This window comes from Janthinobacterium salmonicoloratum, from assembly GCF_051380845.1.
Taxonomy (GTDB): domain Bacteria; phylum Pseudomonadota; class Gammaproteobacteria; order Burkholderiales; family Burkholderiaceae_D; genus Janthinobacterium; species Janthinobacterium lividum_F.
The window spans coordinates 298,237-316,756 of the sequence record NZ_JBNYXV010000002.1; the positions used below are offsets into that span (position 1 = coordinate 298,237).

The window sequence follows — 18,520 nt, forward strand, 5'->3', positions numbered from 1 at the left end:
TCACTCTAGAAGAGGCCCCTCCATGCTGCGCATGCAAAACCTGAGCAAAGTCTATCGTACCCACATGATCGAAACGCACGCGCTGCGCGGCTTCGACATCCATGTGCAACAAGGTGAATTCGTCACCGTCACGGGGCCGTCCGGCTCGGGCAAGACGAGTTTTCTGAACATCGCCGGCCTGCTCGAGGAATTCACGGACGGTGAATACATACTCGACGGCGTCAACGTCAGGGGCATGGACGACAATGCCCGCTCGCGCCTGCGCAATGAAAAACTCGGCTTCATCTTTCAGGGTTTTAATCTGATCCCCGACCTGTCGCTGTTCGACAACGTCGACGTACCACTGCGCTACCGGGGCTTCAACCGCGCCGAACGCAAGGAACGCATCGAGGAAGCGCTGGCCAAGGTCGGCCTGGCGTCACGCATGAAACACTATCCGGCCGAATTGTCGGGCGGCCAGCAGCAGCGCGTAGCGATCGCGCGCGCGCTGGCCGGCTCGCCCAAGCTGCTGCTGGCCGATGAACCGACGGGCAACCTGGACACGCAGATGGCGCGCGGCGTGATGGAGCTGCTGGAGGAAATCAATGCGCAAGGCACCACCATCCTGATGGTCACGCACGATCCGGAACTGGCGCTGCGCAGCCAGCGCAATGTGCACATCATCGACGGCCAGGTGTCGGACCTGGTGCAGCACCGCGCCTCGCTGTCGGCCATGCCGCAGCACCCCGTGACCGCGTAAGGAGAGACCATGTTCCGCTACTATTTCACGCTGGGCCTGCGCAGCCTGCGCCGCAACCGCGCCCTGACCGCGCTGATGGTACTGACCCTGGCCGTCGGCGTGGCCGCCAGCGTGTCCACCGTCACCATCCTGCACGCCATGTCGGGCGATCCGCTGCCGCACAAGAGCGACCGCATGTTTGTGCCTGTGATCGACGTCGCTCCCTTGAAAGGCTACGTGCCGGGCGAAAAGCCCAGCTTCGGCCAGGCGCAGCTCAGTTATACCGACGCGAAGAATTTCCTGGCCAGTAAGATCGGCATCCGGCGCAGCATCGTGTACGGCGTGGCCGGCCCGGTGGAACCGGCGCGCAAGGATATCGGCGCCTTCCAGGCCCAGGGCCTGGCCCCCACGCGCGATTTCTTCGCCATATTCGAAGTGCCGTTTTTGTATGGCCAACCATGGAGTGAAGCCGACGATGCCAGCGGTGCCGACGTCATCGTCCTGAGCCGCGCCCTCGCCGAAAAACTGCTGGGCGCAGTCAATCCCGTAGGCCAGCGCGTGATGGTGCTGGGACGCCCCTACCTGGTCAGCGGCGTGCTGAACAAGTGGGACCCCGTGCCGCGCGTGCACCGCATCATCGGCAGCAAGGGCGCCTTTGGGACGGAGGATGAATTCTTCATTCCCTTTGCCAGCGCCATCCGCCACGAAACGACACATGATGGCGGCATGGCTTGCAGCGGCGTCGAACGCGGCCCCGGTTTCCAGGGCACCCTGACGTCGGACTGCACCTGGCTGCAATTCTGGTTCGAGATGGACAGTGCCGGAGAGCGGGGCGACCTGCAAGCCTATCTCGATAGCTATGCGGCCGAACAGCGCAAGCTGGGACGCATGCCACGCCAGGCACCCAACACGCTGTATAACGTCAGGCAATGGCTCGACTTCCTCAACGTGGTCGACAACGACAACAAGCTGGCGGCCTGGCTGGCCTTCGGCTTCCTGCTGCTATGCCTGGTCAACACCATCGGCCTGCTGCTGGCGAAATTCTCCGTGCGTGCCGCGGAAGTGGGCATCCGCCGCGCCTTGGGCGCTACGCGGCGCGACATCTTCCGCCAGTTCCTGATCGAGACAGGCGTCATTGGCCTGGCCGGCGGCGTGCTGGGCCTGCTGCTGGCGTATGCCGCCCTGGCCGTGGTAAGCGCGCAATCGCGGGAGCTGGGCACCGTGGCGCACATGGATGTTCCGATGCTGCTGCTGACGTTTGCCGTTTCCGTGCTGGCTGCCTTGCTGGCGGGGCTGCTACCCACCTGGCGCGCCTGTCAGGTCACGCCGGCCATGCAGCTCAAATCCCAATGACATCCACCCGTCCACAATGAGGTCCCGTATGGAAATCCGTCCCATCCTGTCGGCGCTGATGCGCAACAAGACCGGCGCTGTGCTCGTCGCCGTACAAGTCGCCATCAGCCTGGCCATCCTCGCCAATGCCTTGCACATCGTGAACTTGCGTCAGGCCATCGCCGCCCGTCCCACCGGCGTGGCGGAAGAAAACGATATTTTTTATGTCAATGTGCGCAATATGGTGAAAGGCAGCCACAACCAGCAACTGGCCGACCAGAAGCGCCAGGCCGCCCTGCTGCGCGCCTTGCCCGGCGTCGTCTCTGTAGCGCAGACCACGCAGGCGGTGCTGTCGCGTTCCGGCAGTAGCACCAACGTCGCGGCCAAGCGCGGACAAGCGGCGGCCAGCGCTGGCACCTCGATGTACGTCACGCCCGATTCGCTGGTCAAGACATATGGATTAAAACTGGTGGAGGGGCGCGATTTCCATGCCGACGAGGTGCCGGAAATCGATGAAGAGGTCGATGAAAGTTTCCCCAAGGTGGTGATCGTGACGCGCGCCGCGGCGCAAAAGATCTGGCCCGGCGAAACCAACTTTGTCGGCCGCCCCCTGTTCAACGGCACCGGCAACGACGACGATGAAATGCGCGTGGTCGGCGTAGTGGAACGGCTGCAGACGCAGGTCGGCCAGGTCACCTCCCAAGGAGAATTTTCCATCATCCTCCCGGCCCGCCTGACAGGCGGGCGCGATGCGGTGCTGTATGCCGTGCGCGCCGAGCCTGGACAGCGCGACCGCCTGATGAAAGAGGCGGAGCAAACCATCCGCACCTCCAGCAGCGAGCGTCTGCTGGTACGCACCGATACCCTGGAACAGCACCGCAAATCGCGCTATCGGGCCGACCGGGGCCTGTCCTGGATGCTGATCGCCGTCAGCACCCTGCTGCTGCTGGTGACGGCCAGCGGCATCGTCGGCATCGCCAGCCTGTGGGTGACGCAGCGCAGGAAGCAAATCGGCGTGCGCCGCGCACTGGGGGCGCGCCGCGTCGACATCCTGCGCTACTTCCTGATGGAGAATTTCATGATCACCAGCATCGGCGTGGCGGCCGGCGTAGTGCTGGCCCTGGCGCTGAATCACCTGCTGGTCAGCCAGTTGGAAATGGCGCGCCTGCCGTTGCCCTACCTGCTGGCCGGCGCAAGCGTATTCTGGCTGCTGGGCGTGGGCGCAGTATATGGCCCGGCATGGCGCGCGGCCAGCATTTCGCCGGCCACTGCCACCCGCAGTACCTGAACCGGCACCTGAGTGATATGCTGCGCGCATGCCTACCGTACTGATTATTGACGACAATGCCGCCGTGGCCATCGCGCTCGACGTGCTGTTCTCCCTGCACGAGATCGACGCCGTGCGCGCCGCCTCGCCCGAGGAAGGCCTGCAGCTGCTCGAGCGCCACGCCATCGACCTGGTGGTGCAGGACATGAACTTCACGGCCGACACCACGTCGGGCGAGGAAGGCAGCGCGCTGTTCCACGCCATCCGCGCGCGCTACCCGGACCTGCCCGTCATCCTGCTGACGGCATGGACACAGCTCGACGCGGCCGTCGACCTGATCAAGTCCGGCGCGGCCGACTACCTGGCCAAGCCATGGGATGACCGGCGCCTGATCGCTTCCGTGCAGAACCTGCTGGAACTGGGGCAGGCCAACCGCGCGCTGCGCCAGCGCGTGGTGGCCGAACAGCGCCAGCGCCACGCCCTGGAACACGACTTCGACTTGCGCGGCATGGTGTGGCAAGACCCGGCCACGGAAAGAGTCGTGCACCTGGCGTGCCAGGTGGCGCGGGCCGACGTACCCGTGCTCATTTCGGGGCCGAACGGCAGCGGCAAGGAACGCATCGCCGCCATCGTACAAGCCAATTCCCAGGTCGCCAGCGGCCCCTTCGTCGTGCTCAATTGCGGCGCCGTGCCAGTCGATCTGATCGAGGCGGAACTGTTCGGCGCCGAGGCGGGCGCCTACACTGGCATCACGCGCGCGCGCGACGGAAAATTCGACGCGGCCGACGGCGGCACGCTGTTCCTCGACGAAATCGGCAACCTGCCGCTGGCCGGACAAATGAAACTGCTGCGCGTGCTGGAAACGGGACGCTTCGAGCGCCTCGGTTCGAACCGCGAACGGCAAGTGAAAGTGCGCGTCATCAGCGCCAGCAACGCCGACCTGCCGGCGATGATCAAGGCCGGCACGTTTCGCGAAGACCTGTTCTACCGCCTGAACGTGATCGAGCTGCGCCTGCCGCCGCTGACCCAGCGCCCGCTTGACATCCTGGTGCTGGCACAGCATTTCCTGGGCAGTGAAAAAACCCTGGACGCGCAGGCGCAGGCCACCCTGCTGGCCCACGGCTGGCCGGGCAATGTGCGCGAACTGAAAAATGTGATGCAACGCGCCAGCCTGCTGACGGCCGGTGCGGTGATCCGCGCGCAGGAAACGGGCCTGCCGCTGGCGGGTGTGCCATCACTGCGCGCGCCGCAAGATGCCGCCGCGACGGAGCCGGACCGCGACAGCGTCACCGCGGCGCTCGCGCGCACACACGGCGTGGTGGCGCAGGCGGCGCAGGAACTGGGGCTGTCGCGGCAGGCGCTGTACCGGCGCATGGAACGCCTGGGCATCGCGCGCGGCTGATGGCATACCGTCCCATGCGCCTTTCCCTGCTCACGCGCTGGACGGCGCTGATCGTCACCTTGCTGGTACTGGGCATAGTCATCTCCCTGCTGCTCGCGCATTTTTTACCCGGCCAGCCGCTGCTGGTGCTGGCGGGTACGCTGCTGTGCGTGCTGCCGGTGGCCATGATTACCATCCGCGCGCAGCTGCAAGCGATGCTGTCGCTGTTTCGCGCCTTGAGCGGCACGGTCGCCAGCTACCAGGATGGCGACTTCGGCTTCAGCTTGCGCTGGCCGCAGAACGATGAACTGGCCGACCTGGTAGCGGCCCACAATGCGCTCGGCGACGTGCTGCGCAGGCAGCGCCTGGACCTGGTGCAGCGCGAACTGCTGCTCGACACCATGGTGCAAAACACGCCGGTGGCCATGCTGCTGGTGGCCGAAGGCAGCGCCATCGTCTACGCCAACCTGGCCGCGCGCCAGTTGCTGCACCACGGCCGCCGGCTCGAAGGGCATCACCTGGCCGACATCGTGCAGCAGGCGGCGCCGGCCCTGGCCGAAGCGCTGGCGCGCCGCAATGACGGCCTGTTTACCAGCGGCGAGGGGGAACAGGAAGAGGTGTATCACCTGGCGCGGCGCAGCTTCAGCCTGAACGGGCGCAAGCACGAGCTGCTGCTGTTGCGCCAGCTGACCCTGGAACTGCGCCGCCAGGAAGTGCAGACCTGGAAAAAAGTCATCCGTGTCATCAGCCATGAACTCAACAACTCACTGGCGCCACTGGCCTCGCTGGCCCATTCCGGCGCCGAGCTGGTGCGCCGCGGCCAGACCGAACGCCTGCCGCAAATCCTTGCCACCATCGAGGAGCGCACGCGCCACCTGGAAACCTTCATCCTCGGCTATGCGCGCTTTGCCAAGCTGCCCACGCCGCGCCTGGCGCCGTGCGAATGGCAACCGTTCCTCGACGGCCTGGCCTCGCAAGCGGTCTTCACGCAGGACGGCCCACCACCCGCGCAGGCGGCCGTGTTCGATGCGGCGCAAATGCAGCAGGCACTGCTGAATCTGCTCAAGAATGCGCTGGAATCGGGTTCGCGGGAGGAGCATATCGGCCTGCACGTCAGCCAGGCGCAAGGGCAGGTGCGCATCGAAGTGCGCGATCGCGGGCCGGGCATGAGCGGCGCGGTGCTGGAAAACGCGCTGGTGCCGTTTTATTCCACCAAGCGCAGCGGCACGGGGCTTGGCCTGGCGCTGGCGCGCGAAATCGCCGAAGCCCATGGCGGTCGCATCACCCTGGCCAACCGCGAGGGCGGCGGATTGGCGGTGACTTTGATTCTTCCATTGCAGGACAGAAATTAGTTCCCATCGCAACCGCTTTTTTGCTCACATTCTGGCAATTATTTTTCGGTGCAATATTGATAATTAGAGTTTTAAATATTGCAATATTATAAGCACCAAGCCCGTGTGTTAGAAATAAGCTATTTAAGTTTGCATAATGATATAAAAATAGCTGATTGACAATGAAATGTCTTGACGATAATTTATCAACGCGGTACGGTTTTTTTGAAACATCAATCGTTATTTCGCGGGGATAAATATGAAACTGAAATCACTCATTGCAGCAGCGATACTGGGCGCGGCAACCATCAGCAGCGCATATGCTGCGTCGTACACCATCAACCTGACCAACACCACCGGCGACCTGTGGACGGGGGGCTTCAACGCCACCCCCAGTCCGCTAGGCGCCTTTACCGATACGTTCACCTTCACCCCGGATGCAACCTTCGGTTCGACCGCGCAAGCCTTCCTTGCCAACCTGTCGGTCACAGGCAGCGACCCAGCCTCCATCAACTTCAGCGGCGCTGACCTGAACGGCATCGCCCTGACAGGCTTTGGCGGCCCCACCGTGTTCGGCTATGCCCAGGGCGAAGTGCTGGCGCCCACCACCCTGCTGTTCAACGGTCCGATGGTCCTCACGGTCATGGGTAGCAGCAATGGCGGCAGCTATGGCGGCACCTTCAACCTGAACCTGGCTCCCGTTCCCGAGCCGGAAACCTATGCCATGATGCTGGCCGGCCTGGGGATATTGGGCTTCCTGGCTCGACGCCGCAAGCAACTTTGAGTTCGGCACCCAAAAGACGCTGCAGCGTCTTTTTTTTGGCCGGCTGCTAAACTGCTGCCATGACGACCGACTTTACCTCCACCAGCCATACCACTTTCAGCCAGCCGGGCCACCCGCCGGCCACCACCACGGAACACCGCGGCATCCGCTACCTGCACCTGGGTACCAAGTGGGTGCAGGGTGCCATGCGCCTGGACAAGCCCGACGCCATCGAACTCGAATACGTGCAGATGATGATGATGTGGATGCTGTTCAAGACGCAGCCCAAACGCATCGTGCAACTGGGCCTGGGCAGCGCCGCGCTGACCAAATTCAGCTACCGACGCTTCCCCGACGCCACGGTCACGGCCATCGAACTTAATCCGAACGTGATCGCCATCTGCGGCGCCCAGTTTGCGCTGCCGCCAAACGACGCGCGCCTCGATGTACGCGAAATGAATGCGCTCGATTTCGTGCTCGATCCGGCCAACCACGGCACGGTCGACGCGCTGCAAGTGGACCTGTACGACGAGGATGCGCGCGGCCCCGTGCTCGACACGCCCGAGTTCTACCAGGCTTGCCACGACTGCCTGACGGACGACGGCATCATGTGCACGAATGTCTTCGGCGACTTCCCCAACTACGACAAGAACTTGCAGGCGATGGAACTGGTCTTCGACGCCGTCGTCTGGGTGCCGGAAATGGAAGATGAAAACATCGTCGTGCTGGCCTTCAAAAAGTCGCCATCGCTCGACTTCAGCGACTTGTACGAACGCGCCGCCACCATCAAGAAGCAGTTCAACCTGCCCGCCAAGAACTGGGTCAACGGCTTGAAGCAGTGGATGCTGGAGCAACAGTAACCCCCATCAGGCGCGGTGCCCGTGCGATCTCATTCAAGAACCTCTTCCCATCTTCCTTCGGCGCGATAAAATCCCAGCTTCTTGTCACCCTTGAACCGTGCGGCCTTCATCAGGCCGGCAAGCTCGCTGGAAATCAACAGGTCGCCCGATTGCGCATCCCTGGCGATCTGCCTGGGTGCCATTGCATCGGCGCGGAAAAACCTGCTCGTGAAGTAGATGATATTGCCCTTGTCATCCTTTTCCGCGATTGAACGCTCGAGGTCCACCGCCTGTACATGTTGCGTCGCATTCACGATGTAAAACGGCTGCTCCACCGGCTCACCGCCCGCCATGATGCAGGCGGGGACGAGCAATTCCACGTCCTGGCCGGCGGCGCCGGCGAGGAACTCGGCCAGGCGGGCCGAGACCAGTGGCACCTCACCGAGCAGCCACAGGCAGTCATATTTCAGTAGCCGTTCCCTCGGACAGACAAAATGCACGGAGGGCTTGTCCATGCCGGGCGGGAAAAGCGCACCCTGCAGCAGGTCCAGGTAGTCGAAGTTCGATCCAGCCGTCTCATACGACCCACGTTCCTTGTCGTAGGAGCCGGTGAGTTTGTCATTGTAATAAACAGGGGCTTTCCAGCTCAGTATCATGGGCAGTCCTCTTTCTTGGCCTGGCAAAGGCCCTATTGTGCCCGCTTCACCTTTCCAGCCGCGCCTGGTTGCGCTAGCAGCGCGCCCAGGCGGCGCGCCAGCCCATCCATGTTCTCAGCCGGCACCTGCGCATAACCGAGCAGGAAACCGTTCCAGCCGGCGCCCTCGCCCCTCCTCTCGCCCGTGCCATGCGCGGATAGCGCCAGCGCCACGATGCCCTCCTGCGCAGCGCGCCGGCTCAGCGCCAGGTCATCCCATGCGCCATCGTGGAAACGCAGCGCCAGGTGCATGCCAGCCGTGCCGCCATGGATGGCCGCGCCGCCACATGCATGGCGCTGCAAGGCTTCGCTCAAGGCGTCGCGGCGCTGGCGATACAGCCTGCGCATGCGCCGCACATGGCGCGCAAACAGGCCGCTGCGCAGGAACTCGGCCAGCGCCAGCTGTTCGGCCACGCGCCCCCGTGCGGCGCCCTGCGCCTGCATCTGCGCAAAGGCCCCGGCCAGCGCCGCCGGCACGACGATAAAGGCGATGCGCAAGGCGGGAAACATGGTCTTGCTAAAGGTGCCCAGGTACACGACGGGCGCGTTCGCCACCAGCCCCTGCATGGCGGCCAGCGGTGGCCCGCCATGGCGAAATTCGCTGTCGTAATCGTCTTCGATGATCAGCGCGCCTGCGGCACGCGCGCGTTCGAGCAGCGCCATGCGGCGCGCGGGACTGAGCACGCTGCCCGTCGGATACTGGTGCGACGGCGTCGTATAGATCAGGCGCGGCGGCGTATCGCGCCAGTCGTCATCCGTCGGCGCGATGCCATCCATGTCGACGGCGATGCCCGTCACCTGCAAGCCGGCGCCACGGCCCGCCGCCAGCGCGCCGCCATAGCCGGGATGCTCGATCCATAAGGTATCGCCCTGGTCCGCAAAGGCGCGCAGGCAGACATCGAGGCTGCTTTGCGTGCCATCCGTGATGAACACCTGGCCCGCATCGCAGACGACGCCGCGCGCGGCGCGCAAATGCTCGGCGATGGCCATGCGCAGCTGCGGCTCGCCGGCGGGGTCGCCGTAATTGAGCTGGCGCGGCGTCAGCGCGCGCCACGCGCGGTCCAGCATGCGCCGCCACTGCGCCAGCGGAAATTCGTCGAGCGCCGGCACGCCAGGCGCGAACGCGCCCATGACGTCGGCGGGGAACACCACCGTCGCATTCACATCCTGTCCCGCCACGCCGCGCAAATGCCGGGCGCGGCGCGACAAGCCATCCTGGCCGCCACTCACTGGCGATGCCATCGGCTCGCCGGCGCTGCCTGCGACCACGGTGCCGCGCCGGTCCGGCAAAACAAAACCTTCGCTGGCCAATTGCTCGTAGGCGTACAGCACGGTATTGCGCGCCAGTCCCAGTTCCGCGGCCAGCACGCGCGTGGCGGCCAGCCGCGTGCCGGGCGCCAGCTGCCCGCCGCGGATCGCCGCGCGCAGACATTCATGCAGCAGGCGCTGGCGCGGCCAGCCCCGCTCGCGGTGCGTGCGCTCGAATGCATCGAGCAGCAAAGCAAAATCCATGCGCCTCCTTGTGGCTCTAAATTATTTCTCAGTTCTGGATCTTTTTTCAGGGCCAGATGCCGATTATAGTGCGGCCTGCTTCTTCAACCAACCGGACTTCCGCCATGACCACCACCGCCCTGCCTCCCAGCCCCCGTACCCGCGTGCGCCGCGTCGCCGAACTGGCCAGCTACGAGCAAGCCACCCTGTACGCCGTCCTCGACGCCGCCTATCTGTGCCATATCGCCTTCCAGGACGAGCAAGGAAACCATTGCATCCCGACCGCCTGCTGGCGCATCGGCGGCCACCTGTACATCCATGGCTCGAACGGCAGCCGCATGCTCAAGCAGCTGCTGCGCGATACGGTCGTGTGCGTGACGGTAACCCATCTCGATGGCCTGGTACTGGCGCGCTCCGCCTTCAACCACACGATGAACTACCGCTCGGCGATGGTGTACGGGCAGTTTGAAAAAGTAAGCGATATCGGCCAGCAGCATGCGGCCATGGATGCGTTGATGGAAAAGCTGGCGCCGGGACGCCTGGCGCACGTGCGCGGCGGCAGCGCCAAGGAATACGCCGCCACCACCGTGCTGCGCATCGCGCTCGACGAATGCGCCGTCAAGCAGCGCAAGGGAGGCCCGCTCGACGACGAGGGCGACATGGCGCATGCCGTCTGGACGGGCGAACTGCCGTTTACGCACGGCCGTGGCGCGGCCATCGCCGATGCGCTCAACACCAGCAAAATGCCCGCGTATGCCGCTGCATGGGGTACGGAATCCGCTTGACCGGCCGGCGTGCTTGCCCGATGATCGGCGTTGATGGCGATCGCCACCAATTTACCAACCGATCCAATCACGCATGGAGCATATGATGATGAAGCGAGTATCCCTGGCTGCGGCCCTGACGGTCATGCTGGCCTGTGGCGGCAGCGGTGCGGCACTGGCCGCCGATGCGGGCGACGCGGCCCTGAAGGCTGCCATCGCCGGCAGTGCGCGCACGCCGGCCAACGCGCTACGCGACAGCGCCCGCCACCCGTATGAAACCCTGACGTTCTTCGGCATCAAGCCCGGCATGACGGTGGTCGAACTGGCGCCTGGCGGCGGCTGGTACACGGAGATCCTGGCGCCCTACCTGCGCGACAACGGCAAGCTGATCGCCGCCGGCAACGATCCGCAATCGGCCAGCGAAGGCGCACGCCGCGGCGCGGCGCGCTTCCAGCAAAAACTCGACGCCAATCCAGCCGCTTTCGGCAAGGTGGAACTCGGCGCCTTCGCGCCGCCCACCACTTACCGCATCGCGCCCAAGGGCACGGCCGACATGGTGCTCACCTTCCGCAATATCCACAACTGGATACCCATCGGCGAAGCAGGCATGCAGACCCTGTTCAAGGAAGTGTATGACAGCCTGAAACCGGGCGGCGTGTTCGGCGTCGTCGAGCACCGCCTACCGGCGAACAAGGCGCAGGATGCCACGGCCAGCAGCGGCTACATGCACGAAGCGTATGTGATCAAGCTGGCCGAAAGCGCAGGTTTCAAACTGGCGGCCAAGTCGGACATCAACGCCAATCCGAAAGACACGGCGGACCATGAGGGCGGCGTCTGGGCGTTGCCGCCGACCTACGCCAACAAGGATGTGGAGCGGGCCAAGTACACGGCCATCGGCGAGAGCGACCGCATGACCCTGAAGTTCGTCAAGCCATAGCGTGAAAAAGGCCACCTCGCGGTGGCCTTTTGATTCCTGTTTTACTTCTTTCCCTCTTTCTGTTTCACCGGCACCAGGCTCAGATCCTGGAAATCGTAGCTGAAATCCGTCTCGGCCGACACGGGCGCCATCTTCGCCCGGTCGATGCTGCCATCGGGATTGAGCGAGAACGTCACGTAAGCGTCGGCGTTGAAATTGCGCTCTTTCCAGCGCACGATGAAGGTGTCGTGCTGCCAGTGTTCCAGCTCGCCCGTCAGGTCCGGCGTGCGCGTGAAGCTGAGGATGTGTTTTTTCCCCTCCGGCTTGATCACGACCTTGCCATACCAGGCATCTTCATACTCGCCGTCGTACGCCGCCAGCGGCAACGATGGCTGCGATTTGGCCGCGCGCGCGCTCGATGCCTTGCCCTGCTTTTTCATTTCCTCGGCATGCTGGTCCTGCTCCACCTTGGCCACCAGCGCCAGCCAGTCCGACGGCGCCGCCTGCAGGTAATGGTCGAGGATGCGCCATTGCAGCGCCGTCATGGAACCGCCATTTTCCGCATTGGTGAGAATGGCCACGCCCAGCTTTGCTTCCGGCACCATCACCACGCGCGAATAAAATCCCTGCAGCGCGCCGCCGTGCATGGCGACCTTCATTCCCTTGTAGTCGCGCAGCTGGAAGCCCAGGCCATATGCGCTGAAGTTCGGTTTCGTCGCTGCCAGCGTTGGCTTCGGCTCGGGAATCTTGATCGGCGTTTGCGCCGTCCACATTTCGCGGCCCTGCTTTTCGCTGAACAGGCGCGCTTCCTTGCCATCCTTATCCTTCACGCCGGCGATCTTGCCGCCGTCGAGAAGCACCATCATCCACTTGGCGATATCTTCCGCATTCGTGTTGATGCCGACGGCGCCCACGGCGTTCGGTACGGGCATGGATTTGACGGCGGCGATCTTGCCGTCGATCTTGCTGTGCGCACTGGCGACGTCGGGATTTCCCGCGCTCTCGGCCAGGCTGGTGGTGGTGCCCGTCATGCCCAGCGGCGCCAGGATGCGTTCGTGCATGGCCTCGCCCCAGCTTTTCCCCGCCTTGTCGGCAATGATCTTGCCGGCCACGATATACAGCAGGTTATCGTAGGCATAGCTGTTGCGAAAACTCGTGGCCGGACGGATGTAGCGCAGCTTCTCGATGATCTCGTCGGTGCTGAACGTGGTGGTCGGCCACCACAGCAAGTCGCCCGCGCCCAGGCCCAGGCCACTGCGGTGCGTCAGCAGGTCGCGCACCGTCATGGCGCCCGTCACGTAGGAATCGTGCATCTGGAAGCCGGGCAGGTGCTTGGTGACGGGGTCGTCCCAGGCCACCTTGCCATCGTCGACCAGCATGGCCAGCGCGGCGGCCGTGAAGCCTTTCGAGTTCGATGCCACTTCGAACAAGGTCTGCGCATCGACGGCCGCCGGCTCGCCCAGCTTGCGTACGCCAAAGCCCTTGGCGGTGACGACCTTGCCATCCTTGACGATGGCGATCGCCATGCCCGGCACGTCGAACACTGTCAGGGCGGTGGCGACGTCGCGATCAAGATCGAAGGCAGGCGCGGTGGCAACAACGGGAGCTGCGTCAAAGGCCAGCGCCGGTAAGGTGATGCTGGAAAACGCCAGCACGATGGCGGCGGCGAGGCGGTTCATGGTATGCATGGTCAGGATGTCCAAAGAAAGTTCAATGCGCTTGCGCGGCCATCAATTTATCGACGCTTTCCTGCGTCACCGGGTGGTAGCGCTCACGCGCCTTCGCATACACGTCCTTGGCCCAGGCATGGCCTTGCGGCGTCTTCATCAAGGCGCTGTACAGGGGCACGACGAACTTCTGGCGGCCCACGCTCATCAGGAATGCCTGCAGCGGCTGCCGCACGTCGTAGCCGGCATTCACGGATGCCAGATAGAAGCGGTAAGCGACTTCATTGTTGCCGCTCTTGCCAACGCCGTAGACCTGGTCCAGCTCACGCAATTGCGCCGCGCTGGCCTTGTTGTTGATGTCGTTCAGGAAGTGCATGGATTCGATGGCGATCCATTTGTCCATGCCCAGGTCCTTGGTGGACAGCTCGCCCTTCAGCCAGGCGTCGCGGTGCTGGTCGAGCAGCGCCAGGCGCGGAGAGACGACGCGCTGCGCACTGGCCGGCACGCCTGTGCCATACAGCCATTCATCGAGTTCCGCTTCAGGCATCACGTCCGGATGCTGCGCCAGCAGGTTCTTGCGCAGGTAGGCGATGAACTGCTCCGTCGTCACGCTCTGAAACGCGTGCTGGTCGAACCAGCCGCGCAGGAAGGGGTCGAACACGGCACGGCCGGCACGGCGCTCCATGGTGGCCAGGAACCAGGCGCCTTTCGGGTAGATGATGCCGTCGTCCGTGTACGTTTCCGCGGGCTTGGCATCCGCATCGCGCGTGATCAGCGCCGTTTTCGCCGCCGGCAATTCCTTGATCGAAGCGGCCAGTTCTTCCTGGTCGACCTGCACGCCCATCTGCGCCACTTCGCTGCCATACAACTGCTCGACGATGCGCGTGGTGACGTAGGTGGTGAAACCTTCGTTGAGCCACATATGCTTCCACGAGGCGTTGGTGACCAGGTTGCCCGACCACGAGTGGGCAAGTTCATGCGCAATCAGGTCGACCAGGCTGCGGTCACCCGCGATCATGGTCGGCGTGAGGAAGGTCAGGCGCGGGTTTTCCATGCCACCGTAGGGGAACGATGGCGGCAGCACGATCATGTCGTAGCGTCCCCAGCCATACGGACCGTACAGCGCCTCGGCTGCCTGGATCATCTTTTCCGTGTCGGCCAGCTCGTATTCGGCCGCCTTGATGCGCGGCGGTTCGGCATATACGGCGGAGCGGGGGCCGAGCTTGCGCACTTCCAGTTCGCCGATGGCGATCGCCAGCAGGTACGAGGGAATTGGCTGCGGCATCCTGAATTTCCAGCCGCCCTTACCCGTCGCCTTTTCGTCATTCTCGGCGCTCATCACGACGCGCATGCCGCTTGGCGCCTCGATGCGCGCGCTATAGGTAAAGCGCACGGCCGGCGTATCCTGCGACGGTACCCACGAGCGGGCGTTGATGCTTTGCGACTGGCTGAACATGAAAGGCAGCTTGCCCGACATGGTTTGCTGCGGCGTGAGCCACTGCAGCGCAATGGCGTTGGGGGCCGTGTGATAGTAGACGCGCACTTTGCCCGGCTGGCCGGTGGTGGTGATGCGCAGCGCCTGGCCCTTTTCCGGGTCGGCCTTGTCCAGCTGGTACGGCGCCATCTGCCATGCGCCGCGCTTGTCCTGTACCTGCACCTTCGCGATCGACAAATCGCGCGTATCGAGCACCAGGGTGCGCGCCGCCGGGTCGATCCAGTTCAAGGACAGCTCGGCATAGCCGGAGAGGGTCTTTTGCTTGAAATCGGCTTTCAGGTCCAGCTGCAGGTCGCGCGTGCGCACCTGGTCGTAGCGCGCGTAGCTGAGGGGGTCGGCGTGCGCGGCCAGGGTCACCTGGCAAAGTAGCGCACAGCCAAGCGCGCGCAGGAAGGTCAAAGTTTGCATGGTCGTCTTTTGAATGATTTGCGAAAGCCCCGGTCCGTGTGCGCCGAGGCGTCGCGCAGAATAGCACTTCCGGCGCAGGCCGGCAGAAAAAAAGCGCCGGACTGGCCGGCGCTGTTTCCCTACTTCGTCTCGGCCTTGGCCTCGGACGCCTTCAGCGGAACATTAAAATCCTTCATCAGGTTATTCTTGTCGCGGTCCAGCTTGAAAAGTTCCAGGCGCGATGGCGTGATTTTTCTCGGCCAGGCGTTGTTGCTGATGTCGATGTCGGCCGTCTCCCAGTACGGGTCCTGCACCAGCCCCACCATCGGCTCGTCGGTGACGATCACCTTGCTGATCTTGTGCGGCGCATAGCGCCACACTTCGGCCGGCACGCGCTCGATGATCTTCTTGCCGCTTTTTAGTTCGATCTCCAGGATCAGCGGCATCACCAGGCCACCGAGATTCGAAAAATCGACCAGGTACAGATGCTTGCCCATGTTGCGCTGTTCCAGCAGTTTCCGCTCCCACGGCTCCAGCGTTTCCTGCTCTTCCGCATAGCTGTTGCGGTCCTTGTTGGTGACCGTGAATTCGTCATGCTGATTATAGAAGTCCTTCAGCGCCGGATCGACGTCGACCTTCTTCGGCAGCGCCTTGTTGCGCTGGTCCGAGATCGAGATGGGCTGCGCCGCCTTCTGCGCCTTCTTCCACGCTTTCTCGATTTCCGGATTCTTCGTGCTCACGCCATATTCGCTGATGCCGTCGATGCTGATGTCGACCGCGTCGGTGGTATAAAACCAGCCGCGCCAGAACCAGTCCAGGTCCGTGCCGGAAGCGTCTTCCATGGTGCGAAAAAAGTCGGCGGGAGTCGGGCGCTTGAACTTCCAGCGCAAGGCGTACTGCTTGAAGGCGAAGTCGAACAGTTCGCGCCCGAGGATGGTCTCGCGCAGGATGTTGAGCGCCGTGGCCGGCTTGTCGTAGGCATTCGCCGTGAACTGCAGCAAGGACTCGGAATTGGTCATGATGGGCACCTGGTTCTGGCTGCGCATGTAGTCGACGATCTTGCGAGGTTCGCCGTTCCAGGACGGGAAATGCTCTTCCCATGCCTGTTCGGCCAGGTACTGCAGGAAGGAATTGAGGCCCTCGTCCATCCACGTCCACTGACGCTCGTCCGAGTTGACGATCATGGGAAAATAATTGTGGCCCACTTCGTGGATAATCACGCCGATCAGGTCATATTTGGTCGTCTTCGAATACGTGCGTTCGCCCGTTTTCTTGTCCTTCACGGGGCGCCCGCCATTGAACGAAATCATCGGATACTCCATGCCGCCCACGGCGCCATTGACGGAAATCGCGTTCGGATACGGATAGTCGAAACTGTACTTGTTGTACTGCTCGATGGCATGCACGACGGCACGCGTGCTGTACTGTTGCCACAGCGGGTTGCCCTCGTTCGGATAATACGACATGGCCATCACGCGCTTGCCGCCGCTATCGAGTCCCTGCGCATCCCAGATGAACTTGCGGCTCGACGCCCACGCCACGTCGCGCACATTGGCCGCCTTGAAGTGCCAGGTTTTCATCCCGGCCGCCCGGCCCTTTTCCGCCGCCAGCGCCTCGGCGGGCGTGATCACCAGCAGTGGCGTATTGCTGTTTTTCGCCCGCGCCAGCCGCTCGCGCTGCGCTGCGCTCAACACGCTAGCAGGATTTTGCAGCTCGCCCGTGGCGGCCACCACATGGTCGCCAGGCACCGTCAGGTAGAGCTCATAGTCGCCGAACTCCAGCGTGAATTCACCGGAGCCGAGGAACTGCTTGTGCTGCCAGCCGACGGCATCGTAATACGCGGCCATGCGCGGGAACCACTGCGCGATCTGGAAAATCGTGTTCTTATCGTCTTCAAAATACTCATAGCCGGAGCGCTCCACCAACACCTTCTGGTCATTGATCTGATACGACCAGTCGATGTTGAACGTGATGCTCTGGCCGGGCGCCAGCGCCACCGGCAAGTCGATGCGCAGCATGGTCTGGTTGACCACATACGGCAGCGGCTTGCCGCTGGCCGCTTTCACGGCGGTGAGCTTGAACCCGCCGTCAAATTCGCGGCCCGCATGGATGGCGCGCAAGTCCTCGAATTTCAGCGCCTCCTCTTCGTTGCTGCTCAACCAGGCCTGGCGCGAGGGGGCACTCAGTACGCGGCGCTGGTCGGCATCCTGGCGCAAGCCATTCTGGTCCAGTTGCAGCCATAGATACGCGAGGCTGTCGGGCGAGCGATTGTGGTAGGTGATCTGCTCGCTGGCCGTGATGGCCCGCCGTGCCTCATCGAGCGTGGCGCGGATCACGTAATCGGCGCGCTGCTGCCAGTAGGCGTGGCCCGGCGCACCCGATGCGGTGCGGTAGCTATTTGGCGTGGGCAGCAGTTCTTCGAGCTGGCGGAACTTGTCGTCGAAGGGCGCGGCGGCGCACAGGCCGGGCAAAGGAGTAAACAAGGTCAGGCACAAGGCAAGCAAGCGAACGAGGAGCGGCATGGCGCATTCCATCTGGGAGTCGTGAACAGACTGCATTCTAAGGCGAGTCTGTTTGCAAATCGATCATTGTTGTCGAAGTCCCACACACAAGGTCGCGCCGTGCGCCGGCGGTACTGGCGCCGGGGCGGGCATTGGCGTATGATGCGCCTCGAACATTGGGGAGTAGTCGTCCCGCGGTCCTGCCGCGGGAACCTGTATCAACATGATTGGCCCGCAGGCCATGGTGCAGGTGGTTGCAGAACTTGACGAGACCATTGATCCAGGGCGGCCGCATGGGCCGGAGTCGCCCGTGGATCATTGGTTAATTCGTCCGGCCCACGTACCTCTTGCAATCTCATGGAAGCATTCCTCATCTCCACCGGCATCGTCGGTCTCGCTGAAATCGGCGACAAAACCCAGCTCCTGGCCTTTCTGCTGGCCGCCAAATTCCGCAAGCCCCTGCCCATCGTGCTGGCGATTTTCGTCGCCACCATTGCCAACCACGCGTTTGCCGCCGCCGTCGGCGCCTGGATCACCAGCATGCTGGGGCCCGATGTGCTGCGCTGGGTACTGGGCGTCTCGTTTCTGGCGATGGCCGCCTGGACCCTGATTCCCGACAAGCTCGATGAAGACGAAACGAAGCTGGCCAAGTACGGCGTCTTCCTGACCACCCTGATCGCCTTCTTCATGGCGGAAATGGGCGACAAGACGCAGGTGGCCACGGTGGCGCTGGCGGCGCGCTACCACGACATTGTTTCCGTCGTGCTGGGCACCACCTTCGGCATGATGCTGGCCAACGTGCCGGCCGTCTACCTGGGCGACAAAATCGCCAACCGCGTCCCGCTGCGCCTGGTGCATGGCATCGCGGCGCTGGTCTTTGCCGTGCTGGGCGTGGCCACCCTGCTGGGTGCAGGCGCGGCTCTGGGTTTCTGACGCATCAAACTCACCCAGTCGCAGATAATTTCCCATTTACA

The 18,520-nt window shown here is 63.5% G+C and carries 15 protein-coding genes and 1 riboswitch; of the genes, 10 read left to right on the forward strand and 5 right to left on the reverse strand.

What is annotated here, in order from left to right:
* Window positions 1-22 precede the first annotated feature (22 nt).
* The 7 genes from ACQ4WY_RS14560 to ACQ4WY_RS14590 all read left to right on the forward strand — a co-directional run bounded on the left by ACQ4WY_RS14560 (window position 23) and on the right by ACQ4WY_RS14590 (window position 7,652).
* The gene (locus tag ACQ4WY_RS14560; protein WP_436504696.1) at window positions 23-739 is read left to right on the forward strand and encodes an ABC transporter ATP-binding protein; all 717 of its coding nucleotides are present in this window, start codon (window positions 23-25) and stop codon (window positions 737-739) included.
* 9 nt (window positions 740-748) lie between these two features.
* Complete coding sequence (locus ACQ4WY_RS14565) at window positions 749-2,071, forward strand: ABC transporter permease (RefSeq protein WP_436504697.1); 1,323 nt, start codon at window positions 749-751, stop codon at window positions 2,069-2,071.
* Between the two features lie 28 nt (window positions 2,072-2,099).
* Window positions 2,100-3,338, forward strand: a complete 1,239-nt coding sequence (locus ACQ4WY_RS14570; protein ID WP_436504698.1) for an ABC transporter permease — start codon at window positions 2,100-2,102, stop codon at window positions 3,336-3,338.
* A gap of 28 nt (window positions 3,339-3,366) precedes the next feature.
* Window positions 3,367-4,719, forward strand: a complete 1,353-nt coding sequence (locus tag ACQ4WY_RS14575; protein ID WP_436504699.1) for a sigma-54-dependent transcriptional regulator — start codon at window positions 3,367-3,369, stop codon at window positions 4,717-4,719.
* Window positions 4,720-4,733: 14 nt separating this feature from the next.
* Window positions 4,734-6,050 carry a sensor histidine kinase gene (locus ACQ4WY_RS14580; protein WP_436504700.1) on the forward strand — a complete coding sequence of 439 codons (1,317 nt, stop codon included), beginning with the start codon at window positions 4,734-4,736 and terminating at the stop codon, window positions 6,048-6,050.
* A gap of 238 nt (window positions 6,051-6,288) precedes the next feature.
* Window positions 6,289-6,813, forward strand: coding sequence for an FxDxF family PEP-CTERM protein (locus tag ACQ4WY_RS14585; protein WP_436504701.1), 525 nt, complete (start codon window positions 6,289-6,291; stop codon window positions 6,811-6,813).
* 59 nt (window positions 6,814-6,872) lie between these two features.
* The gene (locus ACQ4WY_RS14590) at window positions 6,873-7,652 is read left to right on the forward strand and encodes a spermine/spermidine synthase domain-containing protein (RefSeq protein ID WP_436504702.1); all 780 of its coding nucleotides are present in this window, start codon (window positions 6,873-6,875) and stop codon (window positions 7,650-7,652) included.
* Window positions 7,653-7,681: 29 nt separating this feature from the next.
* On the opposite strand, the gene ACQ4WY_RS14595 is transcribed toward ACQ4WY_RS14590, so the two are convergent.
* Window positions 7,682-8,287 carry an imm11 family protein gene (locus ACQ4WY_RS14595; RefSeq protein ID WP_436504703.1) on the reverse strand — a complete coding sequence of 202 codons (606 nt, stop codon included), beginning with the start codon at window positions 8,285-8,287 and terminating at the stop codon, window positions 7,682-7,684.
* Between the two features lie 32 nt (window positions 8,288-8,319).
* Window positions 8,320-9,837 (reverse strand): MocR-like pyridoxine biosynthesis transcription factor PdxR, encoded by a 1,518-nt coding sequence (gene pdxR, locus ACQ4WY_RS14600; protein ID WP_436504704.1) that lies wholly within the window; start codon window positions 9,835-9,837, stop codon window positions 8,320-8,322.
* 104 nt (window positions 9,838-9,941) lie between these two features.
* On the opposite strand from pdxR, the gene ACQ4WY_RS14605 reads away from it, so the two are divergent.
* Window positions 9,942-10,601 (forward strand): pyridoxamine 5'-phosphate oxidase family protein, encoded by a 660-nt coding sequence (locus ACQ4WY_RS14605; protein WP_436504705.1) that lies wholly within the window; start codon window positions 9,942-9,944, stop codon window positions 10,599-10,601.
* 85 nt (window positions 10,602-10,686) lie between these two features.
* The gene (locus tag ACQ4WY_RS14610; RefSeq protein WP_436504706.1) at window positions 10,687-11,517 is read left to right on the forward strand and encodes a class I SAM-dependent methyltransferase; all 831 of its coding nucleotides are present in this window, start codon (window positions 10,687-10,689) and stop codon (window positions 11,515-11,517) included.
* Window positions 11,518-11,558: 41 nt separating this feature from the next.
* On the opposite strand, the gene ACQ4WY_RS14615 is transcribed toward ACQ4WY_RS14610, so the two are convergent.
* The 3 genes from ACQ4WY_RS14615 to ACQ4WY_RS14625 all read right to left on the reverse strand — a co-directional run bounded on the left by ACQ4WY_RS14615 (window position 11,559) and on the right by ACQ4WY_RS14625 (window position 17,567).
* Window positions 11,559-13,184: a serine hydrolase gene (locus ACQ4WY_RS14615; RefSeq protein ID WP_436504707.1), complete on the reverse strand. Its 1,626-nt coding sequence runs from the start codon at window positions 13,182-13,184 to the stop codon at window positions 11,559-11,561.
* A gap of 22 nt (window positions 13,185-13,206) precedes the next feature.
* Window positions 13,207-15,066, reverse strand: coding sequence for a M1 family metallopeptidase (locus ACQ4WY_RS14620; protein ID WP_436504708.1), 1,860 nt, complete (start codon window positions 15,064-15,066; stop codon window positions 13,207-13,209).
* 119 nt (window positions 15,067-15,185) lie between these two features.
* Entirely contained in the window at window positions 15,186-17,567 is a 2,382-nt protein-coding gene (locus ACQ4WY_RS14625) for a M1 family aminopeptidase (protein WP_436504709.1), read from the reverse strand.
* Window positions 17,568-17,712: 145 nt separating this feature from the next.
* A riboswitch (yybP-ykoY riboswitch) is annotated at window positions 17,713-17,882 on the forward strand.
* A gap of 21 nt (window positions 17,883-17,903) precedes the next feature.
* Here ACQ4WY_RS14625 and ACQ4WY_RS14630 point away from each other — a divergent pair.
* Window positions 17,904-18,479 carry a TMEM165/GDT1 family protein gene (locus ACQ4WY_RS14630; protein ID WP_099665756.1) on the forward strand — a complete coding sequence of 192 codons (576 nt, stop codon included), beginning with the start codon at window positions 17,904-17,906 and terminating at the stop codon, window positions 18,477-18,479.
* Window positions 18,480-18,520: the final 41 nt, after the last annotated feature.